The following is a 24228-nucleotide window of genomic DNA, read 5'->3' as shown; positions in this document are numbered from 1 at the left end:
AGGATAGGTCTTTCCGCAAGAACCGGCCACGGAGGCACCCGAGCCGAATTCTTTTGCCGTCACCCTTCAGAGACTGTGGCATGTCGGACGCTCGCTATCCACTCACGCGTTATCTCGGTATCGACTCGGCCAGTTCGCCGACCATGACCGTCGACGGAACGCTCGTCTACCTCGCCGACACGACGGGGACGCCGCAGGTCTGGTCGCTCGACGAACCGGGGTCGTTCCCGTCCCGTCTGACCGCCCACGACGAACGAGTTTCGTTCGTCTCCGCCTCCCCGACCCGCTCGGAGGTCGTCTTCGGCATGGACACGGGAAGCGACGAACACGACCAACTGTACCGCTACGACCTCGATACGGGGACCGAAACGGCGCTCACGGCGACTCCCGAGGCTATCCACGGGTGGGGCGCGTGGCGTCCCGACGGCGACGAAATCGCGTTCGTCGCAAATCGTCGGGATGTCGGGACGTTCGACGTGTACGTGCAGGGTCGGGACGAGACGGACCCGACGCTCGTCCACGAAGGACCGGGCGGATTCCTGAGCGTCGAAGCGTGGGGCGGACCCGGAATCGTCTTCTCGCGGGCGAACGCCAGTTTCGACCAGAACCTGTTCCTCCTCGACCCCGAGACGGGCGGCACCCGAAAAATCACGGACGACACGGATGCCCGATATCACGACGTGACGTTCGGACCGGAGGGCGAACTCTACTGCATGACGAACCACGGTGCGGACACGACCTACGTCTGCCGACTCGACCTCGACGACGGCACGCACACGGTCGTCGAGGGGGCGGGAGAGTGGAACGTCTCCCACTTCTCCCTCCACGCCGGAACGGGCCGCGCGGTGTGGGTGCGGAACGTCGACGGGTACTCCGAGATTCACGCCGGGCGGTTCGTGGACGGCGACGACGGCATCGAATCCCTGTCGGAACCGAACCTCCCGGACGGCGTCGTATTCGGTGTCGGCTTCGGTCCCGACGGCGAATGTGCGCTCTCGATGAGTCGCAGCGACGACCCCCAGAACGTTCTCGTCCTCGACCCGGAGGACGGAACCGCCGAGCGGTGGACGGACTTCGGCACGCTCGGCATCCCCCGCGAGACGTTCCTCGACCCCGAAATCGTGCGATACGAGTCGTTCGACGGCCGAGAGATTCCGGCCTACTGGACGCTCCCGTCGAACGCGGAATCGGGCGAGACGCCCGTCATCGTGGACATCCACGGCGGGCCGCAGTACCAGCGTCAACCATGGTTCTACCCGACGAAGCAGTTCTTCCTCCAGCAGGGCTACGCGATTTTCGAACCGAACGTTCGCGGGTCGAGCGGGTACGGCACGGCCTACACCCGACTGGACGACACGGACAAACGGATGGATTCGGTGGCCGACATCGAGGCAGCGGTCGAGTGGCTTCACGGTCAGGACGCCGTGGACTCCGACCGAATCGTCGCCTACGGACGCTCCTACGGCGGTTTCATGGTCCTCGCGGCGATTACGGAGTACCCCGACCTCTGGGCCGCCGCCGTCGATTTCGTCGGCATCGCCGACTTCGAGACGTTCCTCGAAAACACGGGCGAGTGGCGGCGAAGCCACCGGGAACAGGAGTACGGGTCGCTCGACGATACGGAGTTGCTCGAACGAATCAGCCCGATTCACGAGGCGGACCGTATCTCCTGTCCGCTGTTCATCCAACACGGCGCGAACGACCCCCGCGTCCCGGTCGGCGAAGCGGAGCAAATCGCCGAGAAGGTTCGCGAACGAGGCGTCCCGGTCGAGACCTGCATCTTCGAGGACGAGGGTCATCACACCACCTCGCGCGAAAACCTCGTGGAGGAGTTCGAACGCATCGACGCCTTCCTCGACGAACACGTGTAGGACTCGCGCTCTCCGTGGCGGGGAATCGTCCGGGTAGGCAGTGCCTACCGATTACAATCGCTTCCATCGGCGAAAATACAGGGTTCGATTCGCTTCAACCACCGGCCGCCATCATTTCTTTTTCGACCGTCGGGGTTCGTTTTTCTTTCGTCGGTCTATCACGCCTTCGTCGTGCCTTTCTTGCCACGCCGAACGAGACAGTATTTCTACACAATAGTCAGTACCCTCCACGTCGAACCCCGAAATGGAGGAGATTGGGGTGGGACATGTCATCACGGGAGCGATTAGCGCGGGGTTTCGAGAGGCAAACGAATGACGGCGCTGTGGAACGCGCGTTCCCGTGCGGTGTTCGTCGCCGCCGGGTTGGGGTTCGGCGGGTACGCCTTCGCGGTCATCGTCGTCCTCCTCACGGCACTGGTGTTTTCGGCCGGCGGAATCAACTTGCTCTCCAGTCCGACGCTGTTGGTCGCCGTCTCCATCGTGATGGGCCAAGGGGTTTCCTTCGGCGTGTTCGCGCTGGCGTACCTCCGCTACACCGGTCGCGGGCGTTCGTACATCGGGGTTCGGTTTCCGACGCTTTCGGACCTCGGGTGGACCGTCGGCGGGTTCGTCGTCTTCTACGGCGGCCTCCTCGTGGTGTCCGTCGTCCTCACGACGCTCGGGATTCAGTCGGCTCAGAACGAACTCGCCACCATCGGCGAACAGGACCCGCGGGTGTTTCTCCTGCTGATTCCGCTGTCGTTCCTCCTCATCGGTCCCGGCGAGGAACTGCTCTATCGCGGTGTCGTACAGGAACGCCTCCGCGAGTCGTTCGGGCGGTCGCCCGCCATCGCACTGGCGAGCCTCATCTTCGCGTTCGTTCACTTCTTCTCGCTACAGGGAGGGGGGAAGTTCGTCTACCTCGCCATCCTGTTCGTTCTCTCGCCCGTCCTCGGGGCGGCATACGAGTACACCGGCAACATCGTCGTCTCGTCGCTGATTCACGGCGCGTTCAACGCGCTCCAGTTCGGACTCGCGTATCTGATGGTGACGGGCCAACTGCCGTCGTGAGTCGTCACTCCTGACCCTGCCACCGCATGATGAGAAACTCGGTGTAGCCGCCGTAGGCGATTTCGAGCGACCCGACCCACCAGTTCCACCGCTCGGGAAGCGACATGTCGTTCGGCGCGTCCTCTAAATGGCCGACGATTGCCCCGGCGGTGAGGTCCATTCCCGAATGTTTTCGGTACCGCCCCGAATCCGACAGGTCGCGGGCCTCCCGAACGACTACTCTGCGGGCACCCTCGGGTGCGTCGAATCGCTCGCGCAGTCGTCGGTCCAGTTCGGTCGGGTTCATTTTAATAGCGTTCTCCGCGTATTTCCACCCATGCCGACGGTCTTCGCGGTAGACGAATACGAGGCACAGGAGTACGACGCGGTACTCGTTCAAGAAAACGCAGTCGTCTGTCTTAACGCTGACCCAGGACTCGCCCGTGTCATCCCCTTTCAGAAGGTAAACCACGTCGATTCCGACCCCGAACTGCACCTCTCGGACTCGGAGGTTCCGGAGTCGTTCTTCGGCGGCGCGGAGTACGCGTTCGTGGAGGTATCGAAGTTCCCCCGAATCCAAAGCCATCTGGAGGACCTAAAGAAAGAACAGTACTGAAGTCATCTCCGAAATAGCAGTTTTCCCACCTCGTGGTATCGTCACCTATCGGAGGTGCCAGCGCTGTTCCGCGACCAACCGGTCCCGACGCCGGAGTCCGATTCGTGCGTCGAACGGCGGCGACAATCGAGCGACCGTCCCGATACCGGTTCCTCACAAGTTAATTCCACACTGCCATGTAGTTGGGAATATCACGGTCCTCTCCATTGCGGTTTGATTGTTGGCCGATTCTAACGCTCGAACCGCTCAGGCTGGAGATGTATCGTTCTCGTCGCGGTCCGCTTCCCCGTCGTTGGATTCCTCTTCGAAAGTTTCCGACTCCGATTCGGCTTGCGTTCCCGATTCCGGTTCCTTTCCGGTTCCTTCCCCTCCTTCGTCCCCTTCATCCCCTTTCCCCGTCGTGTTTCTCTCCGCCGCATCCCCTTCGTTTTCCGGGTCGTCTCCTCCGATTGCGTCCGTGGCCTCTCGCGCCTGAATCGGCGTTCCCTGCATCAAATCGGGGAGGACGACGCGGCTGAACTGGACGAGGAGGACGAGCACCAGGGGGCCGAGAAACAGCCCGTACCACCCGAACAGGAGCGGACCGAAGATGTACGCGAACAGCATCAGACCGACGTGCAGTTCGCGACCCGTGATGTACGGTCGGATGATGACTTCGGCCACGAGGTCGATGACGACGATGAACAGGGCGACGAACGCGGCGGGAAACCAGAGCGTTCTCGGTCCGATTTCGAACGACCGGACGACGAGGTACGCCGCGATGGGCACGTACACGAGTTTGGTCCCGACGATAGGGACGAGGCTCGCGACCCCGGTCAGCAACCCGAGGAGGGTCGGAAGCGGAACCGAGAGCCCCGGCGGCGCGAAGACGTTGGCGAGGTTGTACACCACGGCGGCGGCGAGGCCGACCACGAAGGCGTTGAGGATGTTCCCGAAGTAGACGGTCTGGAGGCTTCGGTCCACCGCGGCGACGTAGGTGTACGCCGTGCTTCGTTCGCCACCGATGTCGCTGACGAACCAGCGAACCAGTTTGTCGTCGTCCCGGAGCAGGTAGAAGGCGAACGCGAGCGCGACGAACAACTGGAGAAGTCCCGTACCGAACGCCGCCGCCACGTCCGCGGCGGTTTTGAGGAACTCCGGGCCGCCGAGGCGCATGAACTCTCCTTGACTCTGCTGGGCCAATTCGAGGATTCGCTGGGGATGGACCGTCAGCGACGACAAATCGAGGTACGGTTGGAGGACGCCCTCGTAGCCCTGTAACGACTGTCCCGCAATCGTGGCGACTTCGACCGCGCTCACGGCGACCGCGTAGGAGACGAGAATCACGACGGGGAGCGCGACGGTTACGAGCGCCGCGACCGCGGTCAACCCCGGATGACCTAACCGGTGTTCCAATCGGTCGTATATCGGCCGCGTCGCGTAGTACATGAACAGCCCGAGGACGAACGTCCCCTCGAACGAGTAGAACACGAACAGGACGACGACCCCGAGGACGAGGCCGACCACCCACCACGCGAGACGCGCCCGCTTCCGTAACAGCGCTATGTTCCCATCCATCGTATCGTCAGGTCCCCACCTAATACTCCGTACGTTCGCCGACGCTATAGCCGTCGGGGTCGGTCGAAGTCGAATCGAAGACCCGGTTCGACTCCACCGATTCGAACCGGAAAATCACCCCGACTTTTACCGATTCACGTTCTACATTCACCGATGTACGAACGTATTCTGGTTCCGGTCGACGGGGGACACGAAACGCGGGGGGCGGTGAGCCACGCGGTCGACATCGCCGACAAGTACGACGCGACGGTGTACGTCCTCCACGTCGTCAGCCAACAGTTGGTCGGGGACGCGGACGAACTCGAAGCGGACGGAAGGCACGTCACCGACGAAGCCATCGAACAGGCGACAGAGTACGGCGTCGATGTCGTCGGCGACGTGACGGACGGCCGCCCTTCCGACCGTATCCTCGGCTACGCCGACGAACGGGACATCGACCTCATCGTGATGGGGACCCACGGTCGAACCGGCGTGGGTCGGGTACTCCTCGGAAGCGTCGCGGAGCGTGTCGCCCGCCACTCCGTCGTACCCGTCCTCCTCGTTCGCTCTCCCGGCCTGCGAACCATCGACTCCGAGGAGGAAGCTATCGATATCGCCAAAGACGCACTCGCCGCCGAGGGGTACGGCGACGTGTCCGTCACGGAAACGCCGTATCGGGCGGCCAACACGTGGATCGTTCGTGCGGCGGCGGACGAGGAGACGTTCAACGTCCACGTGGATCCGGCGACGGGCGAGACGAGCGTGGCGAGCATCCAGCCACGGGAGTGACCGCTGTCGCTTTCCCGCACCTCACTCGACGGATTCCCGGCCGGGCGTGGCAGGAAGACGCCGTTTGTGATGCGTCTCCAAGTGTTTGTTGAGGACCTCCCAGACCGTCTCTATCGGGATGTCGAGTTCCTCGGCGACGGTCTCGGCGCGGTAGCGACGGTCCACCACGTAGTGTAACACGGCGTCGATGCAGTCGTACGTCGCACCTAACTCCCCCTCATCGGTCTGTTCAGCCCATAGCCCTGCTGTGGAGGGCTTCTCAACGATTCGGCACGGTAGTCCCATGTGCCGGGCGAGTGCCCGAACCTCGGTCTTGTAGAGGTTCGCCAACGGAAGGAGGTCACAGCCGCCGTCGCCGTACTTCGTGAAGTAGCCGAGGAGCCGTTCCGAGCGGTTTCCGGTCCCGAGGACGAGTTTCGACTGCGTGCTCGCCGCGTAGTAGAGACAGGCCATGCGCAGTCGTGCAGTGGTGTTGCCGAGCGCGCGAATCCGTTCGTCGCGCCCCTCGTCACCGACGAGGAGACGCTCGAAACACCGGGTGAGCGGTTGGAGGTGAATCTCCTCGTAGTCGATACCGAGCGCTTCGGCGACGGTCAGAGCGTCGTGGCTTCCCACCTCGGCGGTCTTGTTACAAGGGAGCAACAACCCGAACACGCGGTCCGGACCGAGGGCATCGACCGCGAGGGCCGCCGTCAACGTGGAATCGACGCCACCACTCATCCCGACGACGACCCCGCTCGTCCCCGACCGCTCCACGTATTCCTCGATGAACAGGGTGAGCTGTTGGTGTGTCGCTTCCAAATTCTTCTCGTCGGTCAGCAGTTCGGTCGGCGGGAGGTACGACGAAGTCACGTCCCCGTCACCCCATCGTACGGAACGTCCACGCTCCCCACTGAAAACTGACGCAAATGCGAAAAACAATGTTGGGGACTTTGCGTGTATTTGAGGACGATTGTGGTTGTATTCACGTGATAACGAAACAATCTGGCAGTATAAAACGCTTCTCGTGGGTCGATGAATACTTTTTAGGTTGTGTTTTAGGTGTTTAATCATCGGGCTACCACAGTTTATGACCACTGTGCGCATCGCCGCGCACTCCTCAAAAAGATGTGTGCTTTTTGCCATCTATGTTTGTTGACGAACGCTCGGTTATTTCGTTTTCAAAGACGTATTTCTGGACGCTTTACGACCTTAAACAGAATATATCTGATTGTAAACTGACCGCTCGTCAATAAGTACCGAAATAATCGGACATTCGTAAACACTTAGGTTTATATCCTTTTGAATCACGATTCTATAGCGTGACTTGGATTACAAACACGGCGGAAACGGGCGAAAAGGTAAACAATTCGGTTTCGGTGGATCGTTCAGGACCGGTCGAGGAGCGTGGTGACTGATGGTCGATTTGAACACCATCGCGTCGGGCATCAACAGCGTGTGGGTGCTCACGGTTTCGTTCCTCATCTTCTTCATGCAGCCGGGTTTCGCCATGCTGGAGGCCGGACAGGTTCGTGCGAAGAACGTCGCCAACGTCCTGATGAAGAACATGATGGATTGGTGTCTCGGCGTTCTCATCTACTTCCTCGTCGGTTCGGGAATCGCGGCGGTCGCCGCCGGTCTCACCTCGTCCGGCGGGTTCTCGATGGCGGAGGCGTTCGCCTACATCAACGACCCGAGCGCGTGGGTCGGCTGGCTGTTCGGTGCGGTGTTCGCCATGACCGCCGCCACCATCGTCAGCGGTGCGGTCGCGGAACGGCTACACTTCAAAGCCTACCTGTTCTACTCCATCGCGCTGACGGCGGTCATCTACCCCGTCGTTCAGGGCTTCGCGTGGGGAGGCGGCCTGCTCTCCGCGGGCGGCTACCTCGGACAGGCGGTCGGGTCCGCCTTCGGAATCGCCGAAGGTGTGGGGTACATGGATTTCGCGGGAGCGACCGTGGTCCACATGCTCGGCGGAATCGCCGGACTCGTGGGCGCGTACATGGTCGGTCCCCGTCGCGGTCGCTTCGATAAGGACGGCAACAGCGTGCCGATTCCCGGTCACTCGCTGACGCTCGTCATGCTCGGAACGTTCATCCTCGCGTTCGGCTGGTACGGCTTCAACGTCGGGACGCAGGCGAGCGTTCTCTCCGTGGAGAACGGTGCCCTCCAGTTCGCAGGTGCCACGCTCGGTCGCGTCGCGCTCAACACGACCCTCGGAATGGGTGCGGGCGCGGCCGCCGCCGCGCTGACGACGACGTACCTCGAAGGCAAGCCGGACCCGCTGTTCACGGCCAACGGCCTCCTCGCGGGTCTCGTCGCCGTCACCGGCGCGGTCCCCCACGTCACGTGGGTCGGCGGCATCGTCCTCGGCATCATCGCGGGCGTGCAGGTTCCCCTCGTCTACCGCTGGGTCGTCGACACGCTCAAAGTCGACGACGTGTGTGGCGTCTTCTGCGTCCACGGGAGCGCGGGTGCCATCGGTACGTGGCTCATTCCCGTGTTCGCCGTCTCGGGCTTCTCGCTCGCACAGTTCACCATGCAGACCGTCGGTATCTTGGTCATCACCGTTTGGACGCTCGTCACGTCCTACCTCATCTTCAAGCTCGCCGACGTGACCGTCGGCCTGCGCGTCGACGAGAAGGAAGAACACACCGGACTCGATAGCTCCGAACACGGTATCGTGGCCTACCCCGAATTCGTCGAATCCTTCGACGAGACCGGCGGCGGTTCCCCGACGGGGACCACGGACGGCCCCGCCATGGCGGACGGAGGTGAGAACAGATGAGCGCCGATTCCGGAATCGAGATGGTAGTCGCCATCATTCGTCCCGCTCGACTGGAGAACGTCAAGCGAGCGTTGGTCGAAGCCGGCGCGCCGAGTCTGACCGTCACGAACGTCTCCGGACGGGGCAGTCAACCGGCGACGAAGAGTCAGTGGCGCGGCGAGGAGTACGTCGTCGACCTCCACCAGAAGGTCAAAATCGAGTGCGTCGTCGCCGACGTCCCGGCCGAAGACGTCGTCGAAGCCATCCAAGAGGCCGCTTCGACCGGCGAACCCGGTGACGGGAAGATTTTCGTCCTGCCCGTCAGCGGCGCCTGTCAGGTCCGAACCGGCAAACGCGGGCCGGACGCTGTCTGAACCGGCGCCTCCGACGAGTCGCTTCGTAACCGTGTAACCTTGCCCGCTCTCCGCCCTTCGTTGCCCGTTTCTCTCCTGAAATCCTCTATATCGGACAGGAAATTCCACCGCCGGAGTTGCCGAGGAGTGAACTTTTACCACCACAGCGACGACAGTCGAATCATGCCCGACGCTTTCGCGGAGCGAACCCGCAGGAGTCAACAGCGATTGCAGGCGGTCGAGGCCGACGCGCTCGTCCTCTTTCCGAGTACGAACCTGTCCTACGTTTCCGGCTTCGATGAGCACCCCGCCGAACGCCACCTGCTCCTGTTCGTTCCGAAGACGGGGGACCCCGTTTTCGTCGTCCCCGACATGTACGGAGAACAGATAGCCGAGGAGTCGTGGATTTCGGACGTTCGAACGTGGAGCGACGGCGACGACCCGCTCTCCCTCGTGAACGACATCGCCGACGAGTTCGCCCTCCGCGGCGGCCGAATCCTCGTGGACGACACGATGTGGGCGCTGTTCACGCAGGACCTCCGGCGTGCGCTCCCCGACGCGACGTTCGGATTGGCGAGCGAGGTGCTCGAACCGCTTCGAATGCGAAAGGACGAGACGGAAATCGAGGCCCTGCGGAGGGCGGGAGAAGTCGCGGACCGCGCCAGCGTCGAAATCCGGGAACTCGGCGAGGAGGCCATCGGCATGACCGAAACCGAACTCGCGGCCGAAATCGAGTCCCGACTTGCCGACGCTGGCGGCGACGAACCCGCCTTCGGTACCATCGTCGGGTCCGGCCCGAACGGCGCGAAACCACACCACGGCCACGGGGACCGGAAAATTGAGTACGGCGACCCCGTAGTCCTCGATTTCGGCGCGTACGTCGGCGACTATCCCGGAGACCAGACCCGAACCGTCGTATTCGCCGGGGACCCACCGGAGGAGTACGAAGGGGTCCATCGAGCCGTCCTCGAAGCCGAGCAGGCGGGCGTCGAAGCCGTCGAACCCGGTGTCACGGCCGAGTCGGTGGACCGCGCCGCCCGCGAGGTCATCGAGTCCTACGGCTACGGCGAGGAGTTCATCCACCGGACGGGCCACGGCGTCGGCTTGGACGTCCACGAAGGGCCGTACATCGTCGAGGGCAACGAGTTGGAACTCGAACCCGGCATGGTGTTCAGCGTCGAACCCGGAATCTACCTCCCCGGCGAGTTCGGCGTCCGAATCGAGGATTTGGTCGTCGTCACGGAGGACGGCTGTGAGCGCCTGAACGACTCGCCGCGGACGTGGCAGGCGCTCTGAGGAATGGAGTTACGCTGAGGCGATTTACTCGTTTTCGCGGTAGTGCTGTGCGTACATCATGGCGAACACTCCGAAGAGCGGAACGAGGTTCGCCACCGTTCCGGCGAACTCGTCCATCGGGACGAGTTGGTACAGCGCGCGACTGACGCCGCCGAGTACGAACAGGGAACCGGCGACGACCGATAGGGTGCTGTCCCCTCCGTGGAAATACAGTTCCTTGACGCCGAAGAGAACGAACATGGTTGGAAACCCCCACCATACTACGGTCCCGAACGGTGGATAGAACACCATCACCGCGACGAGGACGGCGATTCCGACGACGAATATCGCTAGGCGGCCGAGGGGGTGGTCGGCGAGTCGGTTTGCATACTTCACTGTGTTCATGAACTCGTGCCGTCCTGTTATCTACCCGTATTTTTCCTCCGGTTAAAAATGTGTGCCCGCTAATCGGTTGCCGAACGCGGACTTGACTGGAACGCCTCTCGGCTTGGTCTCCCGAACCCACTCACTTCGCATTCAGAGCGGTTGTTGCGGGTTCACTATCGGCCCATCGGGGCCGAGTCCGACCGTCGCTTCGACGCCGAACACGTCGGCGAGCAGTTCCTCGGTGACGACCTCGTCCGGCGGTCCCCAGTCGTACGGTTCGCCGTCGCGCAGGGCGACGAGGTTGTCGGCGTAACGCGCGGCTTGCGAGATGTCGTGGAGGACGATACCGATGGTCAAATTTTCCTCGCGGGAGAGGGTTCGGACGACTTCGAGAACGCGCAACTGGTGGCGTAAATCGAGATACGTCGTCGGTTCGTCCAACAGGAGCACGTCGGTTTCCTGTGCCAGCACCATCGCGATCCACGCGAGTTGTCCCTGGCCGCCGCTGAGATTGTTCATCGCCTCGTCCCGGAGATGGGTAACGCCGGCGCGTTCGAGGGCCGTTTCGACCGCCTCGTGGTCCTCGTCCGTCTTCGACTCGAAGAAGCCGCGGTGTGGATAGCGCCCGTAGTACGCGAGTTCCTCGACGGTCAACCCGCCGGGCGATTCGTTTTCCTGCGAGAGGAGCCCCAACTTTCGCGCCAACTCCTTCGTTCCGAACGCTCGGATATCCTCGCCGTCGAGTCGAACCGCCCCGTTCTCGGGGTCGAGTTCCCGCGAGAGCGCCCTGAGGAGCGTCGATTTACCGCTCCCGTTCGGACCGACGAGCGCGGTGATTTCGCCCTCCGGGAGGACGATGGAGTCACACTCGACGATGATTCCCGAGTTCGGGTAGCCTATCGCCAACTCCTCACCGAACAGTTCGCTGGCCTGTCCGTCCGTTTCGTCGCCCGTTTCCTCGCTCAGTCCGTCGTTCATTTCTGTACTCATTCTGATTCCTCCGGCGGATTCGTTCTACTGCCGGTGATTTCCATATCACGCGCTCGTTCGCGTTCGATTCCTCCCCGTCCTGCACCGTCCCCGATTGCGGCATCTCTCGTCATCAGAGTTCACCTACCTTTTGGCGCTTCCGCATGAGATAGAGGAAGTACGGCCCACCAACCAACCCGGTGACGATGCCCACCGGAATCTGTATCGGGTTGAGAGCGAGGCGAGCGCCCACGTCCGCGCTGACCACCAGCGCGGGTCCGGCGAACAGGCTTCCGATGAGGAGTTTCTGGTAGTCGCTGCCGACGATGTTCCGGACGACGTGCGGCACGATGAGGCCGACGAAGCCGACGATTCCGGCGACCGAAATCGCGGAACTGGCTGCGAGAATCGCAAGCGTCGAAAGCGCGAACCGGACGCGTTCGACCGACATACCCAACGAGCGGGCGGTTCGTTTGCCGAGCAGGAGAACGTTTAGCTGTCGGGACGCCAACATCGCGAGCGGAAGTATCACTAACGTCGGGAGGAGGATGATTCGGACCTGCTCCCACCCGGTACCGGTGAGCGACCCCGTGGTCCACGAGAGGGCCGTCTGTACCACGCCGATGTCCTGCGCGAAGAAGAACAGGCCGCGCTGTAGGGACGAGCAGATGGTGCCGACGATGACGCCCGCGAGGACGAGACGGACGGGGCTCGTCCCGCCCTTCCACGCGATGACGTAGACGACGATGAACGCCGCGATACCGCCCACGGCGGCGAATATCGGCAGGAAGACGGAGAGTCCGCTGAACACGACGAGGGTGAGGAGGACGGCCAAGCCGGCCCCGTGGCTGACGCCGAGAATGTAGGGACTGGCCAGTTCGTTGCGCGTGACGGCCTGAAATATCGCACCCGAGACGGCTAAATTCGCGCCGACGAAGATGCCGACGAACACCCGCGGTAGACGGAGACTCCAGATAACCGTCGTGGTGTTGCTCAACGTCACGTTCGACGGGATTTCAGTGCCGAGTAAAAGTGCGGTGAGTACGTCCGGGTTCGTAACCACCTTCGGGTTGAACACGGCGTGCCACGCCTGTGAGAGCGTCGTGGAGTACGCCCCGAAACTGACCTGCACGAGCGCCGAAATCACGACGATGGCGATACTGGCGAGGACGAGCATCGCCAGAGAGCCGTCCAGTTGCGCCCCTATTCCCGTCTCGGCCTCCTCCGTCATACGTGTCGTTCCATCCTCGGTTTCTTCCATCGTATCCTCCAGCAAAGCACTACCCGCCTCGCTGTTCGTCTTTGCTTTTAGGTCCCCCTAATATCCGATAAGAGCTTTGGTTCGCTCCGATACCGGGATTTACTCCTGGTTTTTCCCTTCTCCCCGCAATCCGGGTTCGTTTCATCGTCCATGTCCACGTTTCATATTCCTGCCATCGTATCGGACGATGATATGAGACGACGCGAGCGATGATGCCTACCGCACTCGCGTCGCACTGATTCGTGATTCGTACGTCGATTCGTGATTTGATTCGCGGCTCGGCGTGTGACCCCGATTTGGAGCTTCAACCATGAGAGCGGCGCTACAGCCGAGGAGCGTGTCGTCGCATCGTGAACGTCGACTCGTCTGCTACCACGCCCATCTTTTAGGCTAGCCTAAACACACGTGTACGTTTCTATTTTTCGGCGTGCCTAAAACACTCCCACTTCTCGATAATTTCAGCCGACATCCGTCGAGCGTGACGGTTCACTTTCAAGTGGCCGTCCGTCGTACTCCGGTTCGGGAATGGGGGAACGACACGATGGGGAGACACGACGACATCGGACAGCGACCGCTACTGCGTTCTCTGTCCGACAAACGACTCGAAGCGATGGGGAGGAGACGGTTCATCACGACGCTCGCGGGTGCCGGGTTAGGGTCCATGGCCGCCCTGCTCACCCCCGACGACGTGCGGGCGGCCGGCCGGGACGAAGTACCGCTCGTGTACGGTCACGGCCCCGACTCGGAACCGCTGACCACGACTGTTCCGGCGGACTGGTTCGCGGACCTCCGCGCAGCGTTCGACGCACACGAACGCTCCGACGTGCTCTCGCGTCCCGGCGTCGTCGGGAGTGCCGTCGTTCCGGGGGAGTTCGGTGGCCGGAACGCCACCCTCGCGGTGGACGTGACCGACGACGAAGCGACGGGGGCCGTTCCCGAGCGTGTCGGCGACGTCGCCGTCGAGGTGAATCGGGTTCGGTCGGGAGCCGAAACACCGAACGGAAATTCGGACGAGCGTCCGTTCGACGGAAGTCGCATTCCGGGAAGCATCGAGTGTGGGAGCAGGGACGCGGCCGCCACGCTCTGCCCGGCCATGTACGACGGCGAGACGCCGTTTTTCACCACGTCGAACCACCTCTACGGCGACGGCGGCGAGCAACATAGCGGCGAACCGTTCTTCGTCAAACGGCGCGACGGATGGCGAAAGGTCGGCGAGGTACGACGCGGCTACGCGCTCGACGATTTCGTCCGCGTCGACCCGGTGAACGACGCGGTCCCGACGAACGCCATCGACGGTGGGTCGCCGTCCACCGTCATGGGGCAGTTCACGCGGGCGGGCCTCGCTCATCTCAAAGCCCGCGGGTCGAAGCTCGAGAAGATAGCGGTCGTCTCGGGCTACACGTCCGGCCCGATTCAGGCTATCGACGGGATGACCTGCGCGTACGGCACCGTCTGCAAACACGGCCAACTGAAGTGGGGGTCCCAGTCGTCGTTCACCGACGGCGACAGCGGAAGCGTCAGTTACCACTCCGACCTCGAAAACCCGGAGGACGGCATCCTCGTGGCGAGCATCAACAACGCGCGGACGTGGTGGCCCGCCGAGGACTACATCTGGGGGACCGCTGCCTATCGAATCACGGCAGACCACGGGTTCACGTTCTCGCCACCGACTGCTGACGTTCCGTGAACTCCAGTTCGACCACGGTTCTGCCGTCGAGTTTCACGGAGATTCGCTCCGCGACTTTCTTCGCCAATCCGGGATATCGCTTTCCCGATGGCCGAGTCACGAGTACCGTTACGTGCTGCGAGTTGTCCACTAAACCCATGTCGTCGAACTCGACGCTCACCTTCACGAGGTCCAGCTCCTTGTACTGATTCCCCTCCAAAAGCGACTGCACCTCCCTGTTCGCCGTGTTCTCCGTATGGACCTGCTGGCTCATCAGCGCCCCCGCACCCGCGAACGAAACGAGGAGAACGGCGACGGCGACGAGCGTCGGCGCGGCGTTCCGAAAGTTCATTTCCGTCTTCGGACGGTAGCCGAGGACCCACAGAGCCCCGCTTCCGGCGGCGTTGATGGAGACGACGTTCACCACGAGTAGAACGAACGCGCCGAACGCGAGTACCGGCGGACCCCACGCCAGTCCGACGCCGACGGCCGCCGCCGCGGGAATGAGCGCCGCGGCGATCATGACGCCGACGAGCGACACCGGCAGCGCGGTTGCGAGGCCCAACGCGCCCGCCCCTCCGGCACAGAGACCCACCGCGAGCGAGAGGAATCCGGGGGAGGTTCGCTGACTTATCTGGTTCACCGTCGCCACGTTGAGGGCGGGCGGGATGAACTGGGCCGATTTGAGTGACCACCCGAAAATCGTCGCGCTGACGATGGCGACGGCGAGTCCGAGAACCTGCGACCACAGGCCGTCGCGTATCATGTCGCGGTCGTTCAACACGAGTCCGACGCTCGTCGTCATCGCCGACCCCACCTGCGGTGCGATGACCATCGACCCGACGACGAGCGCGGGCGAATCGAGCAACAATCCGGCGGTGGCGACGATGGCCGACAGCACGGTCATGGCGAAGTACGTCACCGGACTCGGGTTCATCCCGAGCGCCTTCGTCCGAATCTCCTCAGTCGCGATGCTGTCGTCCTCGTCGCGCCCCTTGACGAAGCGGTCTTCGAGTTCGTCGAAGTTCGGTGTTCGGGCCGTCTCCAAACTTCCGACGACGGTGTAGCCCTCCTCGTCCAACCCCGCATCCCTGAGGTCCGTGAGGACGGCGTCCACCGCCTGCGTCGGGACCGGAAACTGGACGACTGCGGCGTCATCGCCATTACCGTCCTCCCGCGTGAGAACGTAATCGATGTGCTCGTCGTCGAGCACGGCGAGAACCTCGCTCCGACAGTCGTCCGGGACGAGGATCTGAATGAGACGCATGCCCGGACCATCCGACGCGGGGATGAAAACCCCTCCGGCCGAAAACCGCCGTCTTATCGGTCGAAAAACGTTTTTAGCAGTTTCGCCTCCGCGTGTCTGAGGTGCTGATGGAACGTGGGTGCCGATACGTCCAGCAACTCCGCCACCTCCTCGCCCGTGCTGTCCCGCGGCCACTCGAAAAACCCGGCGAGATAGGCCGTCTCCATCGCCGTCCGTTGTCGGTCGGTCAGGGACTCCGACAGTTGCATGCGGAACTCCGTCGCCGTCGGTTCCGGTTTTTCGCGTTCACGTTGAGCGACGACGCGTCCCTTCGGTGCGATGTTCTTCACCGCCTCGACTGCTCCCCTGATGTTCGCGTCGGCCGGGAGTTCGACGGTACCACGCGCACGTTCTTCGTTCGCTTCGACGTATCCGATTGCCCCTCCCCTATCCACGAGCGTCTTGACGAACGACGGCCCCTCGTAGGTCACTTCGAAGACGCACTCGTGGTTGCGTTCGCGGATGAGTCGCGTGTCGGTTATTCCGTCCGCTTTCGCGGTTCGTTCGAGGACGACGTCCGACGGCACGCCGGAGGCGGTGATGAAACAGTGGATTTCGCCGGTCTGGGACATCGTCGTTCCGTAGAGGGTGAACGTACACCCCAACTCCTGTGGGATACGAACGAAGTAATGGTCGGCGTCCGATATCTCCATCTCCACTTCGACCACGCAGTCGGAAGCCAACGCCTTTCTGCTCTCCATCGCGGCTATCGCCATCCCCATCGTCTCGCCGAGTTCTACGAGAACCTCCCGTTCTCTATCGTCGAAGGCTCCTCCTCTGTTCGCGTGGACTGCGAGGACGCCGTAGCAGGTTTCGTCGTACCGAATCGGGATGGCGGCCATCGACTGCACACCGCCGTCGAGCGTCTCCTCTCCCCACGCCTCGAAATCGGGGTCAATTTCCACGTCCTCGACGACCACTTCTCGGCCCGTCGTCTGTGCTTTTTCGACCGGACAGTTACACATATCCGCGGCCGTTTCGACCGCATCTAGATAGGTGGTATCGCCAGCGTTCGCCACAGTGCGGACGGCTTCGGCGCTCACTTCGCTTTCGCCAACCCACGCGAATTCGTACGGTCCCGCCGCTGCCAACCGGTTCACGACCGCTTCCTCGATTTCCTCCCGACTCGTCGCCTGTACCAGCGCTTGGTCCACGTCGCGGATGACCTCGTTGATGCGATTCAGTTCCACCAACTCGGCCCGCTGGGTGGAAAGGGTCTCCTCGCGTGCCGCCCGGTCGAGTGCCGACCGGACGTTCGTCGCCAAAATCTCCGCGAAGTCCCTGACGTACTCGTCCAGTTCGGAATCGGAGAGCGACCCCAACAGGAACACGCCGTGTTCGCCCAGGGGAATCACCATCTCCTGTTCGACCGAAACCGGTCGGTCGTCGGTCATCTGCCCCTCTTTCGCGCCGAACGTGGTCGCCTCGCCCGACTCGAACGCCGACCACGTGAGACCCTCCCCGGCCTCGAAACGCGGCAGTTCGTCCGATAGTTGTTCCGTCGTCTCCGTCACCGCGACTGGCCGCAGTACGTCCTCCTCGTCGTTCGCGAGATAGATACCGGAGAGGGGGAGTTCCAACTCCTCGCCGGCGGCCTCCACCGCGATTTTGCAAATGTCTGCCTTCGTTTCGGCCGTCATGAGTTCACGTGTCGCGGACCGCAGGTACGCGAGCGTCCGTTCGCGGGCCTTCCGCTCCGAGACGTCCTTGAAGATTCCGTGAATGACCCGCCGCCCGTCGAGTTGGGTCCGGTTCGCGCTGATCTCCACCGGTACCTCCTCCCCGTCTGACCGAACGACCGTGAGGTCGTCCCTGTTTCGCATTATTCCACCTTCCTCCGCGTGCCGTTCGAAGATCCGCCGATAGTGGGTCTGTCGCTCTCGCGGGTGTAGCTCCCACTGATACATCTCGCAGATCTCGCTTCGTGACCGGCCGAGGAGTTCCTCGGCCGCGGCGTTGGCATCGACTATCTTCCCCGTTTCCGTGTCGGCGACGAGGATGGCTTCCGGACTCGTTGCCACCAACTCCCGATAGCGCTCGCGTGACGCTTCGAGTTCCGTCTCCACCGTCTTACGCTCGGAAACGTCACGGACGATTCCCGTTATCAACTCCTCGCCGCCGTCGGTCGCGTTCCGAAGCGAAAGCGTCACCGGGACCTCGTGGCCGTCGCGGTGCCGTGCCCTCGTCTCGAAATGTTCCCAGTCGAGGCTTCGCTCATCCGTTTCTGAATACCGTCTCAATGCCGCTTCGTACAGCGACTCCAACTGCTCCGGAATCACGCGCGTCAACGGTTCACCTGCTATCTCCTTGGAGTCGTAGCCGAGTACCCGCTCGAGTCCGTCGTTGGCGTACCGAACCGTTCCCTCCGTGTCGATAGCCACGACGGCGTCCGGAACAGCTTCGAGAACTGCGTTGGCCCGTGAGAGCGCCCGCTCGTTCCGATAGCCGGTCACGGCGCGTTCGATTTTGTGCGACAGAATCTTCCGGTCCTCGGGACCGATACAGTCCGTTACGTCCATCGAAAACGCTTCGACAATCGTTTCGTCGTCGTCGCTCACGACGAAGAACGGAAGGCTCGAATCGCGTTCGCGCACCTCGCTCAGCACGGCGAGCGCGTCACATTCGGGCAGTCCGTGTTCACACACGATGCACTCCGTCGCGTCGAGGGCGTCGAACGCCCGCTCGACGCTCGCTTTTTCCGTCGATATCCCCGGAAGTGAAACCCCGCTCGTGTCGCCGACGTGGTGGATACGCGGCGGTTCAGGGTATTCTTCATGGAGGGGCATGGGAACATAAACTCGCCATGGCTTTCTCTATGTTTCGGTCGAACGGGAATGATTAATAGCCGTCCGTGTCAGCGGACAGGTATGAGGCTGGAGGATTACTGGGGTGTCGGGCCGAAGACGAGCGAACTGCTCGAAGCCGAATTGGGCGTCGAACGAGCGATTCGAGCCATCGAATCGAGCGACGTTCGCGCACTCACGACCGCAGGGCTGTCCCGCGGCCGAGCGACGCGGATACTTCGACAGGCCAACGGCGGCGAGGGAATGGCCGTCCTCGCCACCCGTGACGCCCGCTCGGTGTACAAATCGTTGCTCGACCTCGCGAGCGATTACGCCGTCACGCCCGACGCTGGCGACCGAATTCGCGTCCTGACGCCGGTTCGCTCCCGGGAGGAGGCCACCGAACGACTCGATTCGGTCATGGCCGCCGTCGAATCGTGGGACGAACTAAACGACGCGACGCGAACGACCGTCCTCGACGCGTTCGAGGAGTACGACGGTAGCGAACGAACCGCGGTGGAGACGACGATTTCCCTCCAGCAAACCGGCGTGACGGACGGCGCGTTCGCTACGGTAGCCGCCATCGACGCTGACGACCTGGCCGTCGCCGCCGGTGCCCTCGGAAAAATCGACGACGGTACGGTTGTCGAGGGAGCGGACGAGGAACTCGACCACCTCCGGGCAACGCTGACCGCGGTCGAACGCCTCGAAAGCGGTGCCCTGGACGTACTCGAATCCGTCCAATCCGGCGACGTGCGATCGCCGGACGAGTTCTGCGAGAGCTACGTCGAGTACGTCGCCCGCGAAACCGATATCGAACCACAGCGAGTCCGCGACGCGACGGTCGGTGAGGCCACCGACGCCACCGATTTCGTCGGCGGGTCGCTCCGCGAACTCGTCGCGGAAACGAAGAACGCCGTCGAAGAGCGAGAGGAGACGGTCGTTTCGGCGCTCGAAACCGACATCGAAACCGCCCGCGACGCCATCGACGACGCCGTGTCGGCCGTGAGCGACCTCGCGGTTTCGCTGTCGCTCGCCCGCTTTGCCGACGCGTTCGACATGACGCGCCCGGAGTTCGTGGACTCCGGATTCGCGGTCGATGACGCGCGAAACCTGTTTCTCGCCACCGCGGGCGACGTGCAACCCATCACCTATGGCATCGGCGACCACCACGTCGCGGGACCGCCGAAGGGCGACCGAGTGACGGTCCTGACCGGTGCGAACAGCGGCGGGAAGACGACCCTGCTCGAAACGCTGTGTCAGGTCGGCCTGTTGGCACAGATGGGGCTTCCCGTACCCGCTTCGCGCGCACAGGTGTCGATTTCGGACGCCATCGTCTTCCACCGCCGCCACGCGAGTTTCAACGCGGGCGTGCTCGAATCCACGCTCCGAAGTATCGTTCCACCGCTCACGAACGACGGACGCACACTCATGTTAGTGGACGAGTTCGAGGCCATCACGGAACCCGGCAGTGCGGCGAACCTCCTCCACGGACTCGTCAGCCTGACCGTCGATAGGGGGGCGCTCGGCGTGTTCGTGACTCACCTCGCGGACGATTTGAACCCGCTCCCCGGACGAGCGCGCAAGGACGGAATCTTCGCCGAGGGGTTGAACGAGGACTTGGACCTCCTCGTCGATTACCAGCCGCGGTTCCAGACGGTCGGCAAGTCCACGCCGGAGTTTATCGTCTCGCGTCTCATTGCCTCCTCGGACGACCGCGCGGAACGCGCCGGATACGACGTCCTCGGCCGCGCCGTCGGCGAGGCGCTGATTCAGCAGACGCTGGATTCGTGGGCGGACGCGGAGTAACTCGCTCGGTGGACCGCTCCGTCACTCCTTCGGTCGCTTGAACACCAACGCACTCGTCTCGCTTTTGGGTCGCCCGCCGAGTGTTTTGTTCGACCCGGTTAGGGACGATGCCAGTTCCCAGCCCTGCGCTCCGAGTTCGTTGAGGTCGGCCTCGGTCGGTTCCTCGCTCCCGCCGAACAGTCCACCGTCCGACAGCTCCACGATTTTGTACTCCCATTCGTCCATGGAGCCGTATTGTCCCGTTTTTCCGTATAAACTTTCGCCCGAAGAAAACCACTCCCTTCCTCTCTCGGCGTTCAGTTCCGCTCTACGTCCCGTTCCTTCCGTCTCAATCGTTCCTCGACGTCCTCTACGGTGTCGTTTTCCATGAGCCGCTCCAGCTTTCGCTCGAACTGCTCGTCGGTGAGTTCCCCCCGCGCATATCGGTTTTTGAGGGTTTCGAGGGCGTCCCTGTTGTTCGGTTCGACGGTTTCGGTGGGTTCGTTGGAACGTTCGTTACTGCTCGACCAGTCCCACCAATCGTCGTCCCACATATCGTCCCACCTGCCCTCGACGTCCTCGTCGTCCCCGAACAGCATTTCGACTATCGGAATGACGATGACGTAGCCGAGAAGCATGGCCGGAAGCCACCAACTCTGGCCGGTAAAGAGAGCGAGAAGCCAGAACCCCGTGACGAGAATCGACGCGATTTCAGTCGCGTTCTCGCGGAAGCGCTCGGTCGGTGTGTCGCCCATATCGGTTCGTTTCGGCGCTGGAATATAAAACGTCCTTCTCGTTCGCTCGCGTACTCGTTTGGCGTCGATTGGAGTGCCGGAACGAAAACGCCCAAGTCGGTTTCCGACTCGCCGAACATCTCGACCACGAGCGAGTCGTCGCGGTAGACGAGTATCCTGCGGAACCCGACTCCGGTCCGTTCGAGGACCGCGACGCCGGAGGAGTCGCATAGATTTAACCGCCGGAAGCGTCTCGGTACCCTCGTGTCTTTCACGGATTCCTCGCAGTCGGTCTCCGTCGTCGTACTTCTCGTCTGCGCGAGCGTCCTGACCGCCGAGTGTGCGTCGGTGCAGGATACCACGACGCCCCGCTCGGACGGAGCGGCTTCGAACGGCGATTCACAGTCCCAATCCCGTCACTGGACCGTCACTATCACCCGAATCGTGGACGGCGATACCGTGGAGTTCCGCTACGCGAACGGAACGGAGGAGACGGGTCGCCTCCTCGGCGTCGATACGCCCGAGGTCCACACCGAAAACGACCCGACGGAGTTCGAAGCGGTCCCCGACGACGCGAGCGGAAAGAACTGCCTCCGCGACTGGGGACACAAGGCGAGCGAGTTCGCCAGAACCCAACTCGTGGACGAGCGAGTGACCATCACGCTCGACGCGAACGAGGGACCGCGTGGATACTACGGCCGATTGCTGATTTACATCCGCGAGTCGGACGGCACGCTCTTCAACTACCAACTGGTGGAACAGGGCTACGCGCGGGTGTACGACAGCGAATTCACCAAGCGCGACCGGTTTTACGCCGCCGAATCACGCGCACAGAAGGACGGCGTCGGCCTCTGGGAGTGTGCGAACGGACAGGTGAGCGGGGATGGGCGGGGAAGCACGGACGAACCGACGACCCGAGTGGCGACCGACGGCGGGACGGACGGCCTCGCAGTCGCTCGAATCCACGCCGACGCGGACGGCAACGACCACGAGAACTTGAACGACGAGTACGTCGTCCTGAAGAACGCGGGCGATGGGACCCTCGACCTCTCCGGGTGGACGGTTTCGGACGACGGCGGGCACACGTACCGCGTGCCGTCGGGCGTGACGCTTGCAAGCGGGGAGACGCTCATGCTCTACACGGGGAGCGGGGCCGACTCGGGGTCGGAACTCTACTGGGGGTCCGACGGTGCCGTCTGGAACAATGGCGGGGATACGGTCGTCGTTCGGAACGCGAGCGGGGACGTGGTGGTGCGCGCGGAATATTCCGGTTGACGTGTAGTGTTCTCCCGATGGAGTGTTCGCTCGGCAGCGCGGACCAGCAGCGCTACTACCGTCGGTAGCGTACCACGTCCGCCGACCCGACACCGATAGCGGTGCGAAATCGATCACAGGTGGCGCGAAACGCACCGTCGGACAACCCGTGTCGGTACCCGGTGGGGGGGACTCATGGCACGAGAAAGAAATACGACAAGTTTACGGAAACGGCTCGAAAACGGCGATGTCACGCTCGGGATGGCCGAAGACACGTACTCGCCGACGCTCGTCGAACTGTACGGCGACCTCGGACTCGATTTCGTTTGGATCGATTTCGAACACGCGGGTCCGAGTCCGTTGGACGCAGGCGCGGTGGAATCACTACTCCGCGCGAGCGAGCTGTCTGGAACGGAGCTGTTGGTTCGAGTACCGGTTACGGAACCGGCGCTCGTTCGGAAGGTACTGGACGCCGGTGTGAGAAACGTGTTCCTCTCACACGTCGATACGGCGGACGAGGTACGGGATATCGTGCGGGCAGCGTACTTCCGCTACGACGGCGGGCCGGGCGAACGCGGTCTCGCGGTTCCACGAGCGAGTCGGTGGGGACTGGAGGACGACTACGCGGCCACCGAGGACGAAGAGGTGCTTATCGGGGTTACGATAGAGTCCTTGGAGGCGGTCGAGAACATCGACTCGATTCTCGACGTTCCGAACCTCGGTTTCGTTTTCGTCGGCCCGTTCGACCTTTCGGTCGCGGTCGGCTCTCCCGGTGAACTCGATAATCCGGACGTACAGGACGCCGTGGAAACCGTTCGTTCGAGGGGTGTCGAACGAGGCGTGCCCGTGGGCAACCTCGGCTTCGGAATGGAGGACGTCAACGAGAAGGCTCGGAACGGGTATCAGATCCTGAACATCGGCACGACCGCCCTCGCAATTCAAGAGATAGTCGCCGAGTGGTTGAACGCGTACGAGGGGACCTGAACCCGCTAGTCTCGAGCGACGCACCTACGCGACTCGTTTTATCCCGTCTCGGTATGTGTGGTCGGCTTCTCCGTCGTTGGCGCGCGGACCGTCGAGCAGTTGGAGGAGAACGTCGGCGCGGGGGACATCGAGCTCTCGGCGGGCCAGTACGACCGCATCGCGGACGCGAGCTGAGGGTATCTTTCGGCGCGTCGTCGGTGATGGCGTGGGAAAACATCATTATTCTTCGTCCCGTCTCTTTCCCGAGGTGTAGCCGAACGGCGGAATGAACCGGCGCACCGAATGGGGGAGTCAATGTCAGAAACCTATGTTGGCGCTATCGACCAAGGAACGACCGGAACGCGGTTCATGCTGTTCGACCACGACGGTCGGGTCGTCCAAAGCGCCTACGAAAAACACGAACAGAAGTACCCGGAACCGGGATGGGTCGAGCACGACCCCCTCGAAATCTGGGAGAACACACAACACGTCGTCACCACCGCGTTGGAGGAGGCGGACGTTTCGGCCGACCAGTTGGAAGCCATCGGCATCACGAACCAGCGGGAGACGACCCTGCTGTGGGACAAGGACAGCGGCAGTCCGGTCCACGACGCAATCGTCTGGCAGGACCGCCGGACGACCGACCGCGTGGAGCAGTTGGAAGCGGACGGGAAGGTAGACGACATCCGCGCGAAGACGGGGTTGGAACCCGACGCCTACTTCTCGGCGACGAAGGCCGAGTGGTTGCTCGACAACGCCGACCCGATAAAGCTCCAGCGCACCCGACCGCAGGACATCCACGAACGTGCTGAGGAGGGCGAAATTCTCTTCGGCACCATCGACACGTGGTTGATTTACAACCTGACCGGCGAACACATCACGGACGTGACGAACGCCTCGCG

At 62.7% G+C, this 24228-nt stretch carries 23 protein-coding genes; 13 read left to right on the top strand and 10 right to left on the bottom strand.

The features are described from left to right. Positions 1-80: 80 nt before the first annotated feature. Complete coding sequence (locus AC1XDK_RS28770) at positions 81-1871, top strand: S9 family peptidase (protein WP_483353456.1); 1791 nt, start codon at positions 81-83, stop codon at positions 1869-1871. Positions 1872-2183: 312 nt separating this feature from the next. Further along, positions 2184-2921 carry a CPBP family intramembrane glutamic endopeptidase gene (locus AC1XDK_RS28765; RefSeq protein WP_483353455.1) on the top strand — a complete coding sequence of 246 codons (738 nt, stop codon included), beginning with the start codon at positions 2184-2186 and terminating at the stop codon, positions 2919-2921. 4 nt (positions 2922-2925) lie between these two features. Here the strand turns inward: AC1XDK_RS28765 and AC1XDK_RS28760 are convergent, their stop codons facing one another. Further along, a complete protein-coding gene (locus AC1XDK_RS28760; RefSeq protein ID WP_483353454.1) occupies positions 2926-3207 on the bottom strand; it encodes a WNWW family protein in 282 nt (93 codons plus the stop codon). A 30-nt stretch (positions 3208-3237) separates the two neighbouring features. Between AC1XDK_RS28760 and AC1XDK_RS28755 the strand changes: the two genes are divergently transcribed. After that, positions 3238-3516: a hypothetical protein gene (locus AC1XDK_RS28755; protein WP_483353453.1), complete on the top strand. Its 279-nt coding sequence runs from the start codon at positions 3238-3240 to the stop codon at positions 3514-3516. A gap of 246 nt (positions 3517-3762) precedes the next feature. Here the strand turns inward: AC1XDK_RS28755 and AC1XDK_RS28750 are convergent, their stop codons facing one another. Beyond that, positions 3763-5073, bottom strand: coding sequence for an AI-2E family transporter (locus AC1XDK_RS28750; protein WP_483353452.1), 1311 nt, complete (start codon positions 5071-5073; stop codon positions 3763-3765). A 153-nt stretch (positions 5074-5226) separates the two neighbouring features. Between AC1XDK_RS28750 and AC1XDK_RS28745 the strand changes: the two genes are divergently transcribed. Then, the gene (locus AC1XDK_RS28745; RefSeq protein ID WP_483353451.1) at positions 5227-5841 is read left to right on the top strand and encodes a universal stress protein; all 615 of its coding nucleotides are present in this window, start codon (positions 5227-5229) and stop codon (positions 5839-5841) included. A gap of 21 nt (positions 5842-5862) precedes the next feature. On the opposite strand, the gene AC1XDK_RS28740 is transcribed toward AC1XDK_RS28745, so the two are convergent. Then, positions 5863-6693 (bottom strand): NAD+ synthase, encoded by an 831-nt coding sequence (locus AC1XDK_RS28740; RefSeq protein WP_483353450.1) that lies wholly within the window; start codon positions 6691-6693, stop codon positions 5863-5865. A gap of 544 nt (positions 6694-7237) precedes the next feature. Between AC1XDK_RS28740 and AC1XDK_RS28735 the strand changes: the two genes are divergently transcribed. From AC1XDK_RS28735 to AC1XDK_RS28725, 3 genes are all read left to right on the top strand, one after another. Beyond that, positions 7238-8608: an ammonium transporter gene (locus AC1XDK_RS28735; protein WP_483353449.1), complete on the top strand. Its 1371-nt coding sequence runs from the start codon at positions 7238-7240 to the stop codon at positions 8606-8608. Further along, complete coding sequence (gene glnK1, locus AC1XDK_RS28730; RefSeq protein WP_483353448.1) at positions 8605-8961, top strand: nitrogen regulatory protein GlnK1; 357 nt, start codon at positions 8605-8607, stop codon at positions 8959-8961. The genes AC1XDK_RS28735 and glnK1 overlap by 4 nt, the downstream gene beginning before the upstream one ends. 162 nt (positions 8962-9123) lie before the next feature. Next, positions 9124-10236, top strand: a complete 1113-nt coding sequence (locus AC1XDK_RS28725; protein ID WP_483353447.1) for a M24 family metallopeptidase — start codon at positions 9124-9126, stop codon at positions 10234-10236. Between the two features lie 24 nt (positions 10237-10260). Here AC1XDK_RS28725 and AC1XDK_RS28720 read toward each other — a convergent pair whose 3' ends face one another. The 3 genes from AC1XDK_RS28720 to AC1XDK_RS28710 all read right to left on the bottom strand — a co-directional run bounded on the left by AC1XDK_RS28720 (position 10261) and on the right by AC1XDK_RS28710 (position 12802). After that, positions 10261-10620: a hypothetical protein gene (locus AC1XDK_RS28720; protein WP_483353446.1), complete on the bottom strand. Its 360-nt coding sequence runs from the start codon at positions 10618-10620 to the stop codon at positions 10261-10263. Positions 10621-10752: 132 nt separating this feature from the next. Next, positions 10753-11592, bottom strand: coding sequence for an ABC transporter ATP-binding protein (locus AC1XDK_RS28715; RefSeq protein ID WP_483353445.1), 840 nt, complete (start codon positions 11590-11592; stop codon positions 10753-10755). 112 nt (positions 11593-11704) lie between these two features. After that, on the bottom strand, positions 11705-12802 hold the full coding sequence (locus tag AC1XDK_RS28710; protein WP_483353481.1) for a FecCD family ABC transporter permease: 1098 nt from the start codon (positions 12800-12802) through the stop codon (positions 11705-11707). A gap of 571 nt (positions 12803-13373) precedes the next feature. On the opposite strand from AC1XDK_RS28710, the gene AC1XDK_RS28705 reads away from it, so the two are divergent. Next, positions 13374-14519, top strand: coding sequence for a hypothetical protein (locus AC1XDK_RS28705; RefSeq protein WP_483353444.1), 1146 nt, complete (start codon positions 13374-13376; stop codon positions 14517-14519). On the opposite strand, the gene AC1XDK_RS28700 is transcribed toward AC1XDK_RS28705, so the two are convergent. Continuing rightward, positions 14485-15765 (bottom strand): TIGR00341 family protein, encoded by a 1281-nt coding sequence (locus AC1XDK_RS28700; protein ID WP_483353443.1) that lies wholly within the window; start codon positions 15763-15765, stop codon positions 14485-14487. The two genes, AC1XDK_RS28705 and AC1XDK_RS28700, sit on opposite strands and share 35 nt — an antisense overlap. A 53-nt stretch (positions 15766-15818) precedes the next feature. Continuing rightward, positions 15819-18590 carry a PAS domain S-box protein gene (locus AC1XDK_RS28695; RefSeq protein WP_483353442.1) on the bottom strand — a complete coding sequence of 924 codons (2772 nt, stop codon included), beginning with the start codon at positions 18588-18590 and terminating at the stop codon, positions 15819-15821. Between the two features lie 81 nt (positions 18591-18671). Here AC1XDK_RS28695 and AC1XDK_RS28690 point away from each other — a divergent pair, with 81 nt between their 5' ends. Next, positions 18672-20396, top strand: a complete 1725-nt coding sequence (locus tag AC1XDK_RS28690) for a MutS-related protein (RefSeq protein ID WP_483353441.1) — start codon at positions 18672-18674, stop codon at positions 20394-20396. A 21-nt stretch (positions 20397-20417) separates the two neighbouring features. Here the strand turns inward: AC1XDK_RS28690 and AC1XDK_RS28685 are convergent, their stop codons facing one another. After that, positions 20418-20621, bottom strand: a complete 204-nt coding sequence (locus AC1XDK_RS28685; RefSeq protein ID WP_483353440.1) for a DUF4177 domain-containing protein — start codon at positions 20619-20621, stop codon at positions 20418-20420. 71 nt (positions 20622-20692) lie between these two features. Next, positions 20693-21130, bottom strand: a complete 438-nt coding sequence (locus tag AC1XDK_RS28680) for an SHOCT domain-containing protein (RefSeq protein ID WP_483353439.1) — start codon at positions 21128-21130, stop codon at positions 20693-20695. A 68-nt stretch (positions 21131-21198) separates the two neighbouring features. Here AC1XDK_RS28680 and AC1XDK_RS28675 point away from each other — a divergent pair, with 68 nt between their 5' ends. The 4 genes from AC1XDK_RS28675 to AC1XDK_RS28660 form a co-directional block, all read left to right on the top strand. Next, positions 21199-21342, top strand: a complete 144-nt coding sequence (locus tag AC1XDK_RS28675) for a DUF5694 domain-containing protein (protein WP_483353438.1) — start codon at positions 21199-21201, stop codon at positions 21340-21342. A 31-nt stretch (positions 21343-21373) separates the two neighbouring features. After that, on the top strand, positions 21374-22384 hold the full coding sequence (locus tag AC1XDK_RS28670; protein WP_483353437.1) for a lamin tail domain-containing protein: 1011 nt from the start codon (positions 21374-21376) through the stop codon (positions 22382-22384). A 174-nt stretch (positions 22385-22558) separates the two neighbouring features. After that, complete coding sequence (locus tag AC1XDK_RS28665; RefSeq protein ID WP_483353436.1) at positions 22559-23347, top strand: HpcH/HpaI aldolase family protein; 789 nt, start codon at positions 22559-22561, stop codon at positions 23345-23347. A 294-nt stretch (positions 23348-23641) separates the two neighbouring features. After that, positions 23642-24228, top strand: a 587-nt coding sequence (locus AC1XDK_RS28660) for an FGGY family carbohydrate kinase (protein WP_483353435.1), incomplete at its 3' end; no start/stop codon positions are given.

This window comes from Haladaptatus sp. HS23 (assembly GCF_056892285.1).
The sequence above is the reverse complement of the archived record's forward strand: the minus strand, read 5'-3'. Positions and strand labels throughout refer to the sequence as shown.